19 protein-coding genes are annotated in these 16,855 nt (G+C 66.9%); 7 read left to right on the top strand and 12 right to left on the bottom strand.

Going from position 1 to position 16,855, the window contains the following annotated elements; translation table 11 throughout:
• The first annotated feature begins 41 nt into the window (after positions 1-41).
• Positions 42-1,073: a DNA-3-methyladenine glycosylase 2 gene (locus QM470_RS04195; RefSeq protein ID WP_283338317.1), complete on the top strand. Its 1,032-nt coding sequence runs from the start codon at positions 42-44 to the stop codon at positions 1,071-1,073.
• A gap of 22 nt (positions 1,074-1,095) precedes the next feature.
• Here QM470_RS04195 and QM470_RS04190 read toward each other — a convergent pair whose 3' ends face one another.
• The 6 genes from QM470_RS04190 to QM470_RS04165 all read right to left on the bottom strand — a co-directional run bounded on the left by QM470_RS04190 (position 1,096) and on the right by QM470_RS04165 (position 6,794).
• Positions 1,096-1,737, bottom strand: a complete 642-nt coding sequence (locus tag QM470_RS04190) for a 3'-5' exonuclease (RefSeq protein WP_283338316.1) — start codon at positions 1,735-1,737, stop codon at positions 1,096-1,098.
• Between the two features lie 4 nt (positions 1,738-1,741).
• The gene (gene kynU / locus QM470_RS04185) at positions 1,742-3,046 is read right to left on the bottom strand and encodes a kynureninase (protein ID WP_283338315.1); all 1,305 of its coding nucleotides are present in this window, start codon (positions 3,044-3,046) and stop codon (positions 1,742-1,744) included.
• An 85-nt stretch (positions 3,047-3,131) separates the two neighbouring features.
• Positions 3,132-3,773, bottom strand: coding sequence for an arylformamidase (gene kynB / locus QM470_RS04180; RefSeq protein ID WP_283338314.1), 642 nt, complete (start codon positions 3,771-3,773; stop codon positions 3,132-3,134).
• Positions 3,774-3,852: 79 nt separating this feature from the next.
• Positions 3,853-5,217 (bottom strand): amino acid permease, encoded by a 1,365-nt coding sequence (locus tag QM470_RS04175; protein WP_283338313.1) that lies wholly within the window; start codon positions 5,215-5,217, stop codon positions 3,853-3,855.
• Between the two features lie 124 nt (positions 5,218-5,341).
• Positions 5,342-6,139 carry an AraC family transcriptional regulator gene (locus QM470_RS04170; RefSeq protein ID WP_283338312.1) on the bottom strand — a complete coding sequence of 266 codons (798 nt, stop codon included), beginning with the start codon at positions 6,137-6,139 and terminating at the stop codon, positions 5,342-5,344.
• Between the two features lie 10 nt (positions 6,140-6,149).
• Positions 6,150-6,794 carry a LysE family translocator gene (locus QM470_RS04165; protein WP_283338311.1) on the bottom strand — a complete coding sequence of 215 codons (645 nt, stop codon included), beginning with the start codon at positions 6,792-6,794 and terminating at the stop codon, positions 6,150-6,152.
• A gap of 218 nt (positions 6,795-7,012) precedes the next feature.
• Here QM470_RS04165 and QM470_RS04160 point away from each other — a divergent pair, with 218 nt between their 5' ends.
• From QM470_RS04160 to QM470_RS04150, 3 genes are read left to right on the top strand one after another with little or no spacing between them, the layout of a single operon-like run.
• Positions 7,013-7,303 (top strand): FeoA family protein, encoded by a 291-nt coding sequence (locus QM470_RS04160; protein ID WP_066536565.1) that lies wholly within the window; start codon positions 7,013-7,015, stop codon positions 7,301-7,303.
• Entirely contained in the window at positions 7,300-9,276 is a 1,977-nt protein-coding gene (gene feoB / locus QM470_RS04155) for a ferrous iron transport protein B (protein ID WP_283338310.1), read from the top strand. The genes QM470_RS04160 and feoB overlap by 4 nt, the downstream gene beginning before the upstream one ends.
• Before the next feature lie 13 nt (positions 9,277-9,289).
• Entirely contained in the window at positions 9,290-9,487 is a 198-nt protein-coding gene (locus tag QM470_RS04150; protein WP_283338309.1) for a hypothetical protein, read from the top strand.
• A 63-nt stretch (positions 9,488-9,550) separates the two neighbouring features.
• Here the strand turns inward: QM470_RS04150 and QM470_RS04145 are convergent, their stop codons facing one another.
• The 5 genes from QM470_RS04145 to QM470_RS04125 form a co-directional block, all read right to left on the bottom strand.
• Positions 9,551-9,871, bottom strand: a complete 321-nt coding sequence (locus tag QM470_RS04145; RefSeq protein ID WP_066536558.1) for a YkgJ family cysteine cluster protein — start codon at positions 9,869-9,871, stop codon at positions 9,551-9,553.
• A 228-nt stretch (positions 9,872-10,099) separates the two neighbouring features.
• Positions 10,100-10,465 (bottom strand): YkgJ family cysteine cluster protein, encoded by a 366-nt coding sequence (locus QM470_RS04140; RefSeq protein ID WP_066536555.1) that lies wholly within the window; start codon positions 10,463-10,465, stop codon positions 10,100-10,102.
• Positions 10,466-10,576: 111 nt separating this feature from the next.
• Positions 10,577-10,837: a hypothetical protein gene (locus tag QM470_RS04135; RefSeq protein ID WP_283338308.1), complete on the bottom strand. Its 261-nt coding sequence runs from the start codon at positions 10,835-10,837 to the stop codon at positions 10,577-10,579.
• Positions 10,838-10,874: 37 nt separating this feature from the next.
• Positions 10,875-11,798, bottom strand: a complete 924-nt coding sequence (argF, locus tag QM470_RS04130; RefSeq protein WP_280014005.1) for an ornithine carbamoyltransferase — start codon at positions 11,796-11,798, stop codon at positions 10,875-10,877.
• A gap of 19 nt (positions 11,799-11,817) precedes the next feature.
• The gene (locus QM470_RS04125) at positions 11,818-13,014 is read right to left on the bottom strand and encodes an aspartate aminotransferase family protein (RefSeq protein ID WP_283338307.1); all 1,197 of its coding nucleotides are present in this window, start codon (positions 13,012-13,014) and stop codon (positions 11,818-11,820) included.
• A 278-nt stretch (positions 13,015-13,292) separates the two neighbouring features.
• Here QM470_RS04125 and QM470_RS04120 point away from each other — a divergent pair, with 278 nt between their 5' ends.
• Positions 13,293-13,610 (top strand): DUF3579 domain-containing protein, encoded by a 318-nt coding sequence (locus QM470_RS04120; RefSeq protein ID WP_066536546.1) that lies wholly within the window; start codon positions 13,293-13,295, stop codon positions 13,608-13,610.
• Positions 13,611-13,863: 253 nt separating this feature from the next.
• On the opposite strand, the gene rpsT is transcribed toward QM470_RS04120, so the two are convergent.
• The gene (gene rpsT / locus QM470_RS04115; RefSeq protein ID WP_066536543.1) at positions 13,864-14,154 is read right to left on the bottom strand and encodes a 30S ribosomal protein S20; all 291 of its coding nucleotides are present in this window, start codon (positions 14,152-14,154) and stop codon (positions 13,864-13,866) included.
• 181 nt (positions 14,155-14,335) lie between these two features.
• On the opposite strand from rpsT, the gene murJ reads away from it, so the two are divergent.
• Positions 14,336-15,895, top strand: coding sequence for a murein biosynthesis integral membrane protein MurJ (murJ, locus tag QM470_RS04110; RefSeq protein ID WP_283338306.1), 1,560 nt, complete (start codon positions 14,336-14,338; stop codon positions 15,893-15,895).
• A gap of 30 nt (positions 15,896-15,925) precedes the next feature.
• Positions 15,926-16,774, top strand: a complete 849-nt coding sequence (locus QM470_RS04105) for a SirB1 family protein (RefSeq protein ID WP_066536540.1) — start codon at positions 15,926-15,928, stop codon at positions 16,772-16,774.
• Positions 16,775-16,855: the final 81 nt, after the last annotated feature.

The raw sequence follows: 16,855 nt of genomic DNA, 5'->3' as shown, positions 1-16,855 counted from the left end.
TCCAGCAACGCAGCCGCCTGCGGGCCGGGCTGCCACACAAGATGCCTTCCTTATCTGCCCAGAAAATCCCGGTGGCACTGCACCATGTGCAGCCGCTGCCTGCGCTGTACCGGCCGCAGGAAGTGCTGTCCTTCCACCAGCGCGATGCCGAGCAGCTGGCGGAGCAGATCACGCAAGGGGCCGACGGCCTGCCGCGCCTGCGCAAGGGGCTGGACTGGGAAGGCCAGGCGGCCTGGATGGAGCTGGTGTGGGAGGCCGCAGCCCCGTCTGCAGCCCCGTCCACGGCCGGCCCGCTGCAGGTGCGTGCCACCTTGCACCTGCCTGCGCACCAGCGCACCGACGCCGGCACCCAGGCCCGCTGGGCCGCCACCGTGCGCCGCATGCTGGGCCTGGCCTATCCGCCCGAGGCACTGGAAGCCGCCCATGCCGATCACCCGCTGCTGGGCCCGCTGCTGCGTTCCCAGCAGGGCCTGCATGTCCCGGCTGCCCCGACGGCCTGGGAGGCGCTGACCTGGGCCATCACCGGCCAGCAGATCAGTGTGGCGGCGGCAGTGGCGCTGCGCCGCCGCTTGATCCGCGCCGCAGGCACGCCGCTGGCGCAGGATGGCCATGGCGATGCGGGAGCGCCCGGGCTGTGGACCTATCCCAGCGCGGCCCAGGTGGCGCAACTGGGGCCGGATGGGCTGCGCGCTGCCGGCTATTCCCAGTCCAAGACCCGGGCGTTGCTGGCACTGGCCGCCGAGGTGGACCGCGGGGCGCTGCTGCTGGAAGACTGGGTGCAGGCCAGCGATGCCGGCGCGATGCGTGCGGCGGACGTGGACGCGGCCATGCAGCAGCTGCTGGCCGTGCCCGGCATCGGTCCCTGGACCGTGCACTACACGCTGCTGCGCGGTCTGGGCTGGCCCGATGGCAGCCTGCACGGCGATGTGGCCGTGCGCAAGGCCCTGGCCCGGCTGCAGGGCGTGGAGCGTGTCACCGAGGCCCAGGCGCGTGACTGGCTGGCGCCGTTTGCCCCCTGGCGCGCGCTGGTGGCGGCGCACCTGTGGGCCTCGCTGTCGGCCAAGGCCTATTAGGCCGGCAGAAAACCCGGGCCGCTTACAGGCCAGGCAGCTGCGGTTGCGTCTGTGCCTGCGATAGCCGCTGCAGCAGCAGCGCCAGGTGTTTCTTCTGGCAGACCTGCAGTTGCTGCAGCAGGGCGTGGTGGGCATCGGGGATGTGCCAGCGCTGCCGCAGATCGGCCTGCATGCGCAGCAGCAGGTGGGCGGTCATCTCGGCATCGGCCAGCGCGCGGTGGGCCTTGTCGGCAGGCGGCAGTTGCAGGTGGCGCACGATGCGGCCCAGCGAATGGCTGGGCGCTTCGGGGTAGAGGCGGCGCGACAGCAGCACGGTGCAGGCGAAGGGCTGTTGCGGTGGGATACCCAGGCGCTGCAGCTCGTCCGCCCAGAACTTGCTGTCGAACGAGGCGTTGTGCGCCACCATGGGGGCGTCACCCACAAAGGCGGCAGCTTCGCGCATCACGGTGTCGGCCGCAGGGGCGTCCTGCAGCATGGCATTGGTGATGCCGGTGAGCTGGGTGATGCTCCAGGGCATGCGCTGCCCGGTGTTCATCAGACTCTGGTAGCGGTCCACGATGCGCCCGCCCTCGATCAGCACAATCCCCACCTCGGCCGCCCGCGCACCGTGCGCCGGGCTCATGCCGGTGGTTTCAAAGTCGATGATGGCAATGCGTTGGGCCATGGGTTCAGGTCACCGCATGCACTTGGTTGAATTGCGGCTGGCGCCATTCCCCCGATTCCAGCACTTGGTGCAGGTGCTCCACGGCATGCCACACGTCTTCAAAACCCACATACAGCGGGGTGAAACCAAAGCGCAGAATGTCCAGGTGCTTGCCGCCGTCGCCCTTGCGGAAGTCGCCGATCACGCCGCGCGCGATCAGGGCCTGGACGATGGCGTAGGCGCCGCTGTCCTTGCCGTCGACCCCCAGGCCTTCGCTGCGGGTCAGGCAGACCTGGGAGCCGCGCAGGGCGTGATCGCCGGGCGTGGCAAAGCCCAGGCCGTGGCCCTGGCAGCGTTCCTGGACCAGCTGCATGAACAGATCGGTCAGTGCCAGCGACTTGCGGCGCAGCGTGGCCATGCCGCCATACGGCTCGGCCTCGGTGAACACATCCAGCCCGCATTGCAGCACGCTCAGGGACAGGGCCGACTGGGTGCCGCACAGATAGCGGTCGATGCCAGCGGCCGGCTGGTAGTCGGGTGTGAACTGGAAGGGGGCGGCATGGCCGAACCAGCCCGACAGCGGCTGCCAGAAGCGGTTGATCAGCCGTGGATGGGCCCAGACAAAGGCCGGCGCACCGGGGCCGCCGTTCAGGTATTTGTAGCTGCAGCCCACGGCAAAGTCGGCATTGGCGCCGTGCAGGTCCACCGGAACGGCACCGGCGCTGTGGCACAGGTCCCAGATGCACAGAATCCCCTGGGCGTGTGCAGCGGCGGTGACCTCCTGCATGGCGTGCATGGCGCCGGTGCGGTAGTTGACATGGGTGAGCATGCAGATCGCCACATCGGGCTGCAGGGCCGCGGCAATCTCTTCGGGCTCCAGCAGCACCAGCTCCAGGCCATATTCCTGGCAGACGGACTGGGCGATGTACAGATCGGTGGGGAAGTTGCTGCGTTCGCTGATGAGCTTCTTGCGCGCCGGTGCGTCTTCCTGGGCGATGCGGGCGGCGGCCGTCAGCACCTTGTACAGATTGATGGAGGTGGTGTCGGTGAACACCAGCTCGCCCGGGCCGACGCCGACCCAGGGGGCAAACTGGTCGCCCAGGCGCCGGGGCAGGTCGATCCAGCCGGCGCTGTTCCACGAACGGATCAGGCCCTGGCCCCATTCCTGTTCCACCACCCGCGCAGCGCAGGCGGCGGCGGCCTTGGGCTGGGCACCCAGGGAGTTACCGTCCAGGTAGATCACCCCTTCGGGCAGGGCAAAGCGCGCGCGCAGCGGGCGCAGCGCATCGTTGGCATCCAGGGTGCGGCAGTCTTGCAGGGTCAGGGGCATGGAACGTTGTCTCGTTTCGGATGGCAGCTTGCGCGCACGGGGGTGGCGCGAGCCGCTGATTCTCGCTGGAATGTGAAGGGGCAGATCACAGGGCGCGCAGCACGGCGCGCACCGGGGAGGCATCGGCTTCGGTGAGCTTGAGCGGCAGGGCAATCAGCTCGTAATCGCCTGCGGGCACCGCGTCGAGCACCAGGTTCTCCAGCACGCGCAGATGGCGCTGGCGGATGACCTGGTGGCTGTCCAGGGTCTTGCTGCTGGCCGGGTCGATGCTGGCGGTGTCGATACCGATCAGCTGCACGCCGAGGTCGGCCAGGCGCTGCACCGTCTCGGGTGCATAGGCGGCCAGCGCGCCATCCCAGGTGGCAGGGGCCTGCTGGTAGGTGCGCACCAGCACGCGCGCAGGCAGGTCGGGCGTGATGGCGTGCGCGATGTGCCGCCATTCGATCAGCGGGCCGCAATCGATGGCGTGGATCACGCGGCAGCGGCCCAGGAACGGGGCCAGATCGACCGCACCGATGGCAGCGCCCTGCGGGTCGTAGTGCAGCGGCGCATCGGCGTGGGCACCCACATGGGGACTCAGCGTGATGGCGCTGACATTCACCGGGCAGCCCGGGCCGATGGTGGCGCACCATTGCTGGCTGTACGGCGTGTCCCCCGGGAAGACCGGTGCAGCGGCATGGATGGCGGGGGAGATGTCCCACAGGGGGCGTTGGGTGTCAGCGGTCATGGCAGCAAACAAAAAAGCCTGCGACCGGAGGCGGACGCAGGCTGGGCAGTATGGTCGGTTTTGGGCCGGGCTGCAGCGTTCAGCCCTTGTTGCGGCGCAGCAGGTACAGGCCGGCCAGCACCGCCAGCCAGGGCAGACCGAAGGCCAGCGTCAGGCGGAACGCGGGGGTGAAGGCCGTGGTCAGCAGCACAGCGCCCATCAGCACGGCCCCCAGCAGCGTCAGCCACGGAAAGCCCCACATGCGAAAGGCAATGGCCGGAGCCCCTTCGCGCATGCGGCGGCGGCGGAACGCCAGGTGGGTGACAAACACCATGAACCAGGCGAACATGGCGCCGAACATGGCAATCGACATCATCCAGACGAACGATTCCTTGGGCCAGAAGGCATTGATGAACATGGCCACGGCCGCGCCCAGGCTGGACACCAGAATGGCGGCCACCGGCACGCCGTTGGCATTGGTCACACCGAACACGCGTGGCGCCTGGCTGGCGCGGGCCAGGCTGAACATCATGCGCGAGGTGGTGTAGAGTTGGCTGTTCATGGCCGACAGCGCGGCCACCAGCACCACAAAGTTCAGCACGCCGGCGGCGAACGGAATGTCCAGCACCTGCATCACCCGCACAAAGGGGCTGGTCTGGGTGGCAGCATCGGTCCAGGGCACGATGGCCAGCATCAGTGCCAGCGTCAGCAGATAGAACAGCACCAGGCGCAGCACCGTGGTCTTCATCGCGGTCTGCACCGCCTGCTGCGGGTGCTGGGCCTCGCCGGCCGCCACGGCAATGGCTTCCACGCCCAGGTAGCTGAACATGGCCACGATCACACCCAGCCACATGCCCCAGGCCCCTTTGGCCCAGAAGCCGCCGCCCAGCTGGTAATTGGCCAAGCCGATGCCGGGTGTGGACGTGCCGAACACCACATAGGCGCCGATCAGCACAAAGGCCACGATGGCCGCCACCTTGATGGCCGAGAAGCTGTATTCCACCGCGCCGTAGACCTTGACGCTGCGCAGGTTCACGCCGATCAGCACGGCCGAGAAGAGGCCCACCCAGACCCACTGGGGCACCTCCTTGAACCAATAGGCCATGTACATGCCCACGGCCGTCACCTCCATGCCCACGGCCAGCACCAGGGCGGCCCAGTAGGCATAGCGCACCACAAAGCCCGCCATCGGGCCCAGGTAGTACTCGGCGTAGGCCCCGAACGAGCCGGATGTGGGGTGGGCCACCGTCATCTCGCCCAGGCAGCCGATCAGCAGCAGGGCAATGAAGGCGCCAATCGCATAGCTGACCAGCACCGCCGGCCCGGCAAAGCCGATGGCAAAGGCGCTGCCCATGAACAGGCCCGTGCCCACGGCGCCGCCGATGGCGATCATCACCATCTGGGCGCTGGTCAGGTGTTGCTGCAAGCCGGTTTCGCGTTGCTGGATCTGCTGAAAATCGGCCATGCGTCGATTCCGTTCAAAGGGTGTGCCAAAACCCTCAAGTATCGGTGTGTTCGCGCCTGGCGACGGCGGGGCTCGCGGATTGCCGGGGTCTGCTGCGGTGGTTTAGCGTCGCAGCAGACCGGTTTCAGGGCCGGGCCCCCTGGGCATAGCGCCCCGGTGTCAGTGCATGGTGGGCCTTGAAGGCGCGCTGCAGATGGGCCTGGTCGGCAAAGCCCATGGCGTGGGCCGCATCGGCCAGCGCCGCCCCCTCGGCCAGCAGCCGGCGCGCACCGTTCAGGCGCAGATTCAAGCGGTAGGCACCGGGCGTGACGCCGGTGGCGGCCTTGAAGTGGCGGATAAAGCGCGAGGCGCTCATGCCTTCGGCCCGGGCCAGATCCTGCACGCTGGGTGTTGCATCCGGCTGGCGGTGCAGCTGCTGCAGGGCGTGGTGCACCGCCGCATCGCGGGCCGCAAGGGCCGGCGGTGCTGCCAGCGGGTGGGTGATGGCGGGCTGGCGCAGCAGGGCGGTCAGTGCCTGCGTCCAGGCCGCGGCATCGCCTTCCAGCAAGGTTTGGCACAGCCGCTGCACCGCCGCTGTGGTGGCCGCATCGTGCCGGGCGCGTTGCACAAAGCGCAGACCCTCCACCCCCAGCTGGGCGTGCAGCCAGTCGGCCTGCACATAGAGCATGCGGTAAGACCAGGCTGCCACCTGCGCCGGGTTGCAGGCATGCCAGACGCCGGGCTCGATCAGCACCACACTGCCGGCCGCCATGGGCTGCGCGCCATCGGCGTGCTGGAACACGGCGCTGCCGGCATCCACGATGCCCAGCGAATACTCCGCATGCGTGTGCAACCGGTAGCAGTGGGGGGACTGGCGGCTCACGCGCAGTTCGGCCCAGGGCAGGGCCGGGTGGCGGTGGAACTGGTGGGGCTGGGCCGTCATGTCCGGCGCATCATGCCAGCATGCCCAGTACGCTGGCCACCAGCAGGGCTGCCAGGGCATAGTGCAGTGCCTGCTGGCGCCGGGGCGTGGACAACCAGCCGGTCAGCGCCCGCCCCAGCAGCGCCCAGCAACCCACGCCCAGCAGGCAGGCCAGCAGCGAGATGGCACACAGCAGGTACAGCGCTGCGGGGCCGCCCCTTGCACTGGGCAGCGCAAACACGCCCACCGCCGACAGGGCAAACAGCCAGGCCTTGGGGTTGAGCGTCTGTACTGCCACACCCTGGGCAAAGGCCTGGGCGGCCGGGGTGGGCTGGACGGGCGGGGTGGTGCCATCGGCAGCAGCGGGGTGGGCGGCGGAGCGGGCCAGGCGCCAGGCCAGCCACAGCAAATAGGCTGCGCACAGCCATTGCGCGGTGCCTGCCAGGCGCGGCAACCCATCCACCAGTTGCCGGGCGCCCTGGCCCATGCACCAGACCACGGCGGCGTAGCTGACGCTGGCGCCCAGCACATACAGCAGCGCAATATGGCGCGGCGCCTGGCTGCCATGGCGCAGGGCCAGCACATTCACCGGGCCGGGTGTGATGGCGCCCACCAAGGCGAAACTGGCCATGGCCAGCAGCGAAGACAGCAGGGAGGGGGAAAGGAGTTCGGTCACAGCGGCGCACTGTGCGCGGCGGCGCTGGATCTGTATTGAACGCAATTGCGCACGGCCGGCCACGGTGGCTAGGGAGCGCACGCCCCGGGATGGGGCGCTCCCGCCCCTATGGCCCTGTTCACAGGATGGCCGCTGACACTCCAGTTCTGTCCTGGCGCAAGACAGAGCGGGGCGTTTGGAGTGAAAATGAGAATAAGTAGCGATTGATTGCGTGTTTCATGAATAGTTTTGCTTTGCCCTCCGGCGCAGCGGCCACCATTGGCCTGGACCAACTCGCGCGGCAGGTGCCGGCACGGGTGGTGGATTTGCTGGCCAGCGACGAACCTGCCAGCCAGGAAGCGCTGCTGCGCCTGATGGAAATCGGTTTTCTGCCGGGCGAGCCGGTGCGCATCATCGCCACCGGTTTTCCGCAGGGAGACCCGCTGGCCGTGCGCATTGGCCAGGCCACGTTTGCGCTGCGGCGCCAGGAAGCCGCGCTGGTGCGGGTGAGTGTGGAGGCCGCAGCATGAACGCGCGCGACGACAACACACCGCAAGGCGCCACCGTGCAGCCCATTGCCATCACCCCTATCACCCCCACTGCCGCGCCGTCCACCGGGGCACAGCCCCTGCGGGCAGCGTTGCTGGGCAACCCGAACTGCGGCAAGACCGCCTTGTTCAACCTGCTGACGGGCGCCCGCCAGAAGGTGGCCAACTACGCCGGCGTGACGGTGGAACGCAAGGAGGGCTGGTTGAACACCCCCGCTGGCCGGCGGGTGCGGGTGCTGGATTTGCCCGGCACCTACAGCCTGCATGCCCACAGCGAAGACGAGCGCATCACCCGCGACATCGTCACCGGCGAACATGCGCGCGAGGCGCCGCCCGAACTGCTGGTCTGCGTGACCGATGCCACCCACCTGCGCCTGAACCTGCGCCTGGTGCTGGAAGCCCGCGCCCTGGGTCTGCCCATGGTGGTGGTGCTCAATATGAGCGATATGGCGCGCCGCCAGGGCATTGTGGTGGACAAGGCCCGCCTCAGCGCCGCGCTGGGCGTGCCAGTGCTCGAAAGCGTGGGCGTGCGCCAGGACGGCGCCCAGGAACTGCTGGCCTGGCTGGACAGCGATGCCGCCCACCAGCTCCAGGCTCCGGCGCTGGACGGCCGTTCGCAGGCCCAAGCCGGTCACAACACCCGTGCCGGCCTGCTGGCTTTGCACCAGGAGGTGACCGCCATCCTGCAGGCCGCCGTGCAGGTGCCGCCGGTGGACAACCAGCGGGACGACCGCATCGACGCCGTGGTGCTGCACCCGGTGTGGGGCACGCTGCTGCTGCTGGCCACCTTGTTCCTGATGTTCCAGGCCGTGTTCAGCTGGGCAGAGCCCTTGATGGACGGCATCGAAAGCGCCGTGGGCTTTGTCGGCGAATGGGTGGGCAGCGTGATGCCCGAAGGCGTGCTGCGCAGCCTGCTGGTGGAGGGCGTGATCGCCGGCACTGGCGCGGTGCTGGTGTTCCTGCCGCAGATCCTGATCCTGTTCTTCTTCATCCTGGTGCTGGAAGACTCGGGCTATCTGCCGCGTGCCGCCTTTCTGCTGGACCGCATCATGGGCACGGTGGGCCTGTCGGGGCGTTCCTTCATTCCGCTGCTGTCCAGCTTTGCCTGTGCCGTGCCGGGCATCATGGCCACGCGCTCCATCCCCAGCTGGCGCGACCGCCTGCTGACCATCATGATTGCCCCGCTGATGACCTGCTCGGCCCGTCTGCCGGTGTATGCGCTGCTGATCGCGGCCTTCATCCCGGAACAGAGCGTGGGTGGCATCTTCAATCTGCAAGGCCTGGTGCTGTTTGCGCTGTACATCGGCGGCATTGCCAGTGCCATGGCGGTGGCCTGGGTGGCCAAGCTGGCCCGTACCGACAAGTCCCGCACGCCGCTGATGCTGGAGCTGCCGGCCTACCGCTGGCCCAGCCTGCGCAGCCTGGTGCTGGGGCTGTATGAACGCGCGCTGATCTTCCTGCGCCGCGTGGGCGGCATCATCCTGACGGTGAGCATCGTGCTGTGGTTTCTGGCCAGCTACCCGTCGGCGCCGGACGGGGTGACCGAGGCAGCCATCCGCTACAGCTTTGCCGGCCAGATCGGCGGCTGGCTGGAAGTGGTGCTGGCGCCCATCGGCTTCAACTGGCAGATCGCCATCGCCCTGGTGCCCGGCATGGCCGCGCGCGAAGTGGCCGTGGGTGCGCTGGGTACGGTGTATGCCTTGTCGGCCGCGGGCGACGACGCCATGGCCCAGCAACTGGGCCCGCTGATTGCCAGCAGCTGGTCGCTGGCCACGGCCCTGTCGCTGCTGGTCTGGTTCGTGTTTGCGCCCCAGTGCATTTCCACGCTGGCCATGGTCAAGCGGGAAACCAATGGCTGGCGCTATCCCTTGATCATGACGGCGTATTTGTTCGGCCTGGCCTATGCCGCCAGTTTCGTCACCTACCGGGTGGCGGTGGCGCTGGGCTGGGGTTAAAGGAGGTCAGGCCATGTGGCAGGAAATCATTGTGGGCATCATCGTCGCCGTGGCAGCTGGCTCGCTGCTGTGGCGCTATCTGCCGGCCCGCTGGCGCCAACGTGCCGGGCGCGTGCATCCGGCACTGGCGCCGGCCGCGTCCAGCGGCAGCTGCGGCGGCTGCAGCGCCTGTGGCGGAGACAGCTGCTCGGACACGCGCAAGCCCTCGTAAACCGCACCCCAGGGGCTTGCAGCCCCTGCAGTCCACCCTGCGGCGCAGCAGGGTGAGCGTGGCCTACAGCAGGCCGCTTTCCAGCGCCGGCAGGCCGATGCGCAGCCGCACGCGGTTGCAGGCATCGGAGCCGGCCGCAAATTCCCGGCAGGGCGAAGGGCGCCACTCGTAAATCCCGCAGTGGGCTTTTTCGCCCACCGTGCCCACCAGTGCGGCGCAGCGCGGGCGGGCGTAGTCCGTACCGCGCATGCGGCAGCTGTGCTCGGTGATCTCGTCGGCCAGCCCGGCCGGCACGCGTCCGCCATGGGCTTCGGATTCATAGACCGAAAAATCCACACGGAAGGCGGCGCAGCAGGCGCCGCAGGCAAGGCAGGGGTGGGTCATGGCAGGCGGGCGGCTACAAAAAGCGGGTGGCGGATTGTGCCTGCAGCGCGCCGCCGGCGCAGCCTGCGGGCACGCCAGTAAAGCGGCGTGGCAGGTTTTTCAAGAACACGAGCTGTCTGTGCCCACCGGCAGCGGCTTGCGGTGCAGAAAAGCACGGAAGTGACGGGAAAGCGGCTCCTGCCGCCACCTGCACCAACCAGGAGGCCGGCCAGTGCCGCGCCTGCGCCTTCAGGCGGTTTCCAGCCAGGGGGCCACGTCTTCCTCGCTCAGCGCTGGCAGGCCGAACTTGGCACGGGTGTCGTGGCAGCCGTAGGAGGCAAACGGGAAGTCGCGGCAGGGGCGTGAGCGCTGCTCGTAAATGCCGCAGCCCACGCAGTTCTCGCCCAGGTGGGGCAGGGCGGTCAGGGCCACGCAGCGCACCGGGTGTTTTTCGGTGCCGTTCATGCGGGCCCGGTTGCCTTTGCCGGGCACTTCATGGGCCAGGTGGTCGGGCACGGTGCCGCCCATGGATTGCAGCTCGTAGACGGAAAATTCCACGCGGTAATTGGTGCAGCACACGCCGCAGGTCACGCAAGGGTGGAGGGATTGGCTCATCGTGTTTCTTCAGGATCGGGGCACAGGCAACCGGCAGCCTTTCCGCGCCGGAAAGCCGCCTGTCACAGGGAAAGCAAAGGCCACGCCGGGGGCGTGACCGCTTGCGGCCCACTAGGTGTGGCCTTGAAGAAACTTCAGATAGAAGGTGTGGATGCGCACATAGAGCGCGCGCACCCGGGCCGCAAAACGCTTGCGCGGCCCATAGACGGAGGGCACGCGGCTGTGGCGTGCAATGTGCGGCTGGCGCAGGGCCTGTGCACCGCCGCACTGGCCGTAGCGTGCGTCCCCCAGGCTGGGGCGCAGCGGCCAAAAAAATACCGCCAGCCGGCGCAAGGCCTGCAGGCGGTGTGGTGTGCCGGGGCTCGAATGCATGGTGTAGGGGTATGCAGGTGAGCCCGGGCGTGGCGGATCAGCCGGGTTGGCGGCCCAGCAGCAGGTATTCCATCAGTGCTTTTTGCACATGCATGCGGTTCTCTGCTTCGTCCCAGACGACGGATTGCGGGCCGTCGATGACGTCGGCCTCCACTTCCTCGCCGCGGTGGGCGGGCAGGCAGTGCATGAACAGGGCGTCGGCCTTGGCGGCGGCCATCATCTCGGCGTCCACGCACCAGTCGGCAAAGGCCTTCTTGCGCGCTTCGTTCTCGGCCTCGTAGCCCATGCTGGTCCACACATCGGTGGTGACCAGGTCGGCGCCCTTGCAGGCGTCCAGCGGGTTCTTGAAGACTTCATAGCAGCCAGGGTGCACGGGCTTGCCGTTGAAGGCCAGCTGTTCGTCCACTTCATAGCCGCCGGGGGTCGACAGGTGCACCTTGAAGCCCAGCAGATCGGCCGCCTGCAGCCAGGTGTTGGCCATGTTGTTGCCATCGCCCACCCAGGCCACCACCTTGCCCTTGATGGAGCCGCGGTGCTCGATGAAGGTGAAGATGTCGGCCAGGATCTGGCAGGGGTGGAACTCGTTGGTCAGACCGTTGATGACGGGCACGCGCGAGTATTCGGCGAAGCGCTCGATCTTGTCCTGGCCGAAGGTGCGGATCATCACCAGATCGGTCATGCGGCTGATCACGCGGGCGCTGTCCTCGATGGGCTCGGCGCGGCCCAGCTGGCTGTCGCCCGTGGTCAGGTGCACCACGGAGCCGCCCAGCTGGTACATGCCGGCTTCAAAGCTCACGCGGGTGCGGGTGCTGGCCTTCTCGAAGATCATGGCCAGCGTGCGGTCGCTCAGCGTGTGGTGCTTCTCGTAGCCCTTGAACTTTTTCTTGATCAGGGCGGCGCGGGCCAGCAGGTAGTCGTACTCGTCGGCGGTGAAGTCGCTAAATTGCAGGTAATGCTTCATGCAGTCCATCCTAACGCGTTCAGGCTGCCAGCACGGCTTGCACCAGCGGCTTGAGGCGGGTGACGAGCTCGTCGGCTTCGGCGGTGGTCAGAATCAGCGGCGGCACCAGACGGATCACGGTGTCGGCGGTCACGCTGATCAGCAGACCGGCTTCGGCCGCCTGGCCGATCAGCTGGCCGCAGGACTTGGACAGCTCCACGCCGATCATCAGGCCCTGGCCGCGCACTTCCACAAAGCCGGGGATGCTGCCCAGTTCGGACTGCAGCTTGGCCTTCAGGTGTTCGCCCACGGCGGTCACATGGTCCAGCAGCTTGTCTTCTTCCATGATGCGGATGGTTTCCACACCGGCGCGCATGGCCAGCGGGTTGCCACCGAAGGTGGAGCCATGGTTGCCCGGCTGCAGCACGGTGGCGGCCTTGCCATGGGTGACCACGGCGCCCACGGGCACGCCCGAGCCCAGGCCCTTGGCCAGGGTCATCACGTCCGGCACGATGCCGGACCACTGGTGGGCAAACCACTTGCCGGTGCGGCCCATGCCGGCCTGCACTTCGTCCAGCATCAGCAGCCATTCGTTGGCGTCGCACAGGGCGCGCACTTCCTTCAGGTAGTCGGCGCGCATCGGGTGCAGGCCGCCTTCGCCCTGGATGGGCTCCATCATCACGGCCACGATGTTGGGGTTGCCGGCGGTGGCCACCTTCAGGGCTTCGATGTCGTTGGGGGCCACGCGGATGAAGCCATCCAGCAGCGGGCCGAAGCCGTTGCGAACCTTGGGGTTGCCGGTGGCGGTCATGGTGGCAATGGAGCGGCCATGGAAAGCATGGTCATAGACCACGATCACCGGCTTTTCGATGCCCTTGTCCACGCCGTACTTGCGGGCGATCTTGATGGCGGCTTCATTGGCTTCCAGACCGGTGTTGCAGAAGAACACATTGGTCATCTGGGCGCGCTCGGTCAGCATCTGGGCCAGCTGTTCCTGGCCGGGCACGTGGTAGTAGTTGCTGGTGTGGATCAGCTTGGCAATCTGCTCCTGCAGCGCAGGCACCAGCTTGGGGTGGTTGTGGCCCAGGGTGTTGACGGCAATGCCACCCAGACCGTCCAGGTATTCCTTGCCGTTCACATCCCACACGCGGCAGCCCTGGCCTCGTTCCAGCGCGATGGGAACGCGGCCATAGGTGTTCATTACGTGGGGCGAGGTTGCCTCGATGTGAGCGGTCATGAATACTCTCCTGACAAAGCAGTGGTGGCGCATATCTTGCTAGTATTTTGGATACTTGCTGCACGATGGAGCGCCAGGTTGGCAAAGCGCAATTCTAGAGTGCGCGTGCTGTGCGAGAGTTGAGGATTGCGCATCACAGCCATGCGAACGCACCCAGGTTCTGGTCGGGTAGCTGCCGCGCAATAAGGCCGGTCTTGTATAAGAGCTAGAATCCCAGGGCTTGGCACACCTGGCGGCGATCCTGCAGTTGTGGCCTGTCTCTCTTAGAAATCGATCCGATGGTCTCCCCTACCTCCAAAGAACTCTTTATCCAGGGTGTCACCCTGGATGGAAAAACCTTCCGCCCCAGTGACTGGGCCGAGCGCCTGGCAGGGGTGATGAGCCAGTTCCGGCCTGGTGGCGCCACGCGCGGCAGCCACCTCAGCTACTCGCCCTGGTGCGTGCCCACCTCGATCGACGGGGTCAAGTGCGTGATCATCCATTCCGACCTGCGCGCCCATGAGCCCATGGCCTGGGATTTCGTGCTGAACTTTGCCAAGGACAACCGCCTGCAGGTGGTGGAGGCGTGCACGCTGCCGGATGCGCCCGAGGCCTGACCACGGCCTTTTGAGGCGACAGAACAGACCGAGGGCTTCCGCAGGAAGCCTTTTTTTATGGCCGCAATTTTTTGAGGGGGAATGCCCTGCAGCCAGGGGAGGGTCACCATCCCAGCAGCCCTGGCCCATTGCGGACCCACAAAGCATGCAGGCACAAAAAAACCGCCCGAGGGCGGTTTTTTTGTTTCGCTGGCAGCGCACCGAAGCAAACAGCAGATGGCCGGAGCCATCCGTGCGATGCCTAAAGTGACTTTTAGGCGGCGGCCAGGGCCTTGACCTTGGCGGACAGGCGGCTCTTATCGCGAGCAGCCTTGTTCTTGTGGAAGATGCCCTTGTCGGCAATCGTGTCCAGCACGGATTGTGCCTTGGCGAACAGTTCGGTGGCCTTGGCCTTGTCGCCGGTCAGAACAGCCTTTTCGACGTTCTTGACAGCGGTGCGGTACTTGGAACGCAGCGAGGTGTTGGCTGCGTTCAGCTTGACGTTTTGGCGAGCGCGCTTGCGGCCGGAGGCCAGGCGGGGGTTCTTTTTGGCTTTGGTTGCCATGATCTATATTCCTTGAGTGTGTCTGGGATGATGCCAGCGAAGCCGAGCAGTATAGCATTCCCGGCGGTCCCCTGGGTTCCGCGCCTCCGAAGGGCCGGCGCCAGGCTGGTGGGCATGCACGGCGGCACGTGGCACAGCCCGGGTGCCGGCAGTGGGTGTGCGCTCTCGCTACACTGCCGGGGTGTCACTCTTCAAAGCTGCCTCCACCGTTTCCCTGTTCACGCTGGCCTCCCGCGTCACAGGCCTGCTGCGCGATCTGATCATGGCCTCCATGTTCGGGGCCAATGCCCTGACGGATGCCTTCAATGTCGCTTTTCGCATTCCCAATCTGTTTCGCCGGCTGTTTGCCGAAGGGGCCTTCAGCCAGGCCTTTGTGCCGGTGCTGGCCAGCACCAAGGCCCAGGAAGGCGAGGAGCGCACGCGGGCGCTGATCTCCGATGTGGCCACAGTGCTGTTCTGGGTGCTGCTGGTGGTGTGTGTGGTGGGCGTGGTCGGTGCCCCGGCGCTGGTGTGGTTGCTGGCCAGCGGGCTGGAGCAGGACCCCGGTGGCATGGATGCGGCCGTGCAGATGACGCGCTGGATGTTTCCCTATATCGGCTTCATGTCGCTGGTGGCGCTGTCGGCCGGGGTGCTGAACACCTGGCGGCGCTTTGTGGTGTCGGCGGCCACGCCGGTGCTGCTCAACCTCAGCATGATTGCGACGGCATGGTGGCTGGCACCGTACTTCCAGTCGCGCGGGATCGAACCGATCTATGCCATGGCCGCCGGGGTGATGCTGGGTGGCGTGCTGCAGCTGGGGGTGCAGATTCCCGCACTGCGCGGCCTAGGCCTGCTGCCGCGCATCGGCATGTCGTGGTCGGCCATACGCCAGGCCTGGAGCGATGCCGGGGTGCGCCGCATCCTGCGCCTGATGGGCCCAGCGCTGCTGGGCGTCGGCGTGGCGCAGATCAGCCTGATGATCAACACCCAGATCGCCTCGCACCTGGCGCCGGGCAGTGTGACCTGGCTGTTCTATGCGGACCGCCTGATGGAATTTCCCACGGCCATGCTGGGCGTGGCGCTGGGGGTGGTGCTGACGCCACAGCTGGCTGCCGCCAAGGCGGCGGGGGACAGCGAGAAATACTCCGCCATGCTGGACTGGGGCCTGCGCCTGGTGCTGCTGCTGGCCGTGCCCTGTGGCGTGGGGCTGCTGGCCTTTGCCACGCCATTGGTGGCCACCTTGTTCCACCGCGGCGCCCTGCATGCCAGCGATGTGGGACAGATTGCCATCGCCCTGATCGGCTATGGCGTGGGGCTGGTGGGGCTGGTGGCCATCAAGGTGCTGGCGCCGGGCTACTACGCCAGCCAGGACATCCGCACCCCGGTAAAGATTGCTATCTGTGTGCTGGTGTTGACGCAAATTTTCAATTTGCTGATGGTGCCCTGGTTGGCCCATGCTGGCCTGGCACTGTCGATAGGGCTGGCGGCGTTGGTGAATGCCGCCTGGCTGCTTGTAGGACTTATCCGACGCAAGGCCTTCGTGCCGGCGCCGGGCTGGGGCAAACTATTGATGCAGGTCACGGCGGCGGCCATTTTGCTGGCGGTACCCTTGCTGTGGTTTGCACAATCTTTTGACTGGCTGGCGCTGGGCGAATGGAAGCGCGCCGGCCTGATGGCGGGAGCGTTGGCGCTCTCCTCCTGTGTGTATTTCGGGGTATTGGCAGTGACTGGCTTGCCCTTGCGCAAGCTGTTGCGCCGGTGATCCCGTGTTCAGCAGCGTGAAGTGAATCGAATGACGCTTGATTTTGGACTGCCTACTCCCCTGGAATATTTTGAAACCCTGGTGCGCCGCGATGAGCCGCGCCTGCTGCTCGAGGCGGCCATCAGCCTGGGGCAGGATGCCGATCCGCAGCTGGATATCGAAGACGCGCTCTACCAGTACGAACGCACGCTCAAGCTGCTGCGCGACTGCGTGCCATGGGGTGCCAACGGCCTGCAGCGCCTGACCATCCTGAACCAGTTCTTCTACGAAGACCTGGGCTATGCCGGCAACCACAACGACTTCTTCCACCCGGACAACAGCTATCTGCACCGGGTGATGGACACGCGCCGCGGCATTCCCATCTCGCTGGGCGTGCTGTGGCTGGAGCTGGCCCATGGCATCGGCCTGACGGCGCACGGGGTGTCGTTCCCGGGGCATTTCCTGGTCAAGGTGCAGCTCAAGGAAGGCATCATCGTGCAGGATCCGCTGACCGGTCAGGGGCTGTCGCATGCCCAGCTGGGCGAGCGCCTGGAGCCTTTCAAGCAGGCCTGGGGCCTGGAGCAGGAGGACATGGCACCGCTGGCCATGTACCTGCAACCGGCCGGCCACCGCGGCATTCTGGAGCGCATGCTGCGCAACCTGAAGAACATCCACCAGCAGCAGGGTGATGAGGCCCAGACGCTGGCCGTGATGAACCGCCTGATCACGCTGACACCCACCGCCTGGGGCGAGTACCGCGATCGCGGTCTGGTGCGCATGGAGCGTGGTGAGCGCCGCGCCGCCATGCAGGATCTGCAAACCTATGCCCAGCACGCCGGGGCCGCGCAGGATCTGGACATGGTGGAAGAGCAACTGGCCCAGCTGCGTGCCAGTTCCTGAGTCGGTGCTGGCGAGTTGGTGGGCAGCCCTTGCACAGACGGCAAGGGCTGGAAGGTGAAAGCCTTGGACAGCAAAAGATAA

Source organism: Comamonas sp. 17RB (assembly GCF_030056555.1).
Classification (GTDB): Bacteria; Pseudomonadota; Gammaproteobacteria; order Burkholderiales; family Burkholderiaceae_C; genus Comamonas; species Comamonas terrigena.
The sequence above is the reverse complement of the archived record's forward strand: the minus strand, read 5'-3'. Positions and strand labels throughout refer to the sequence as shown.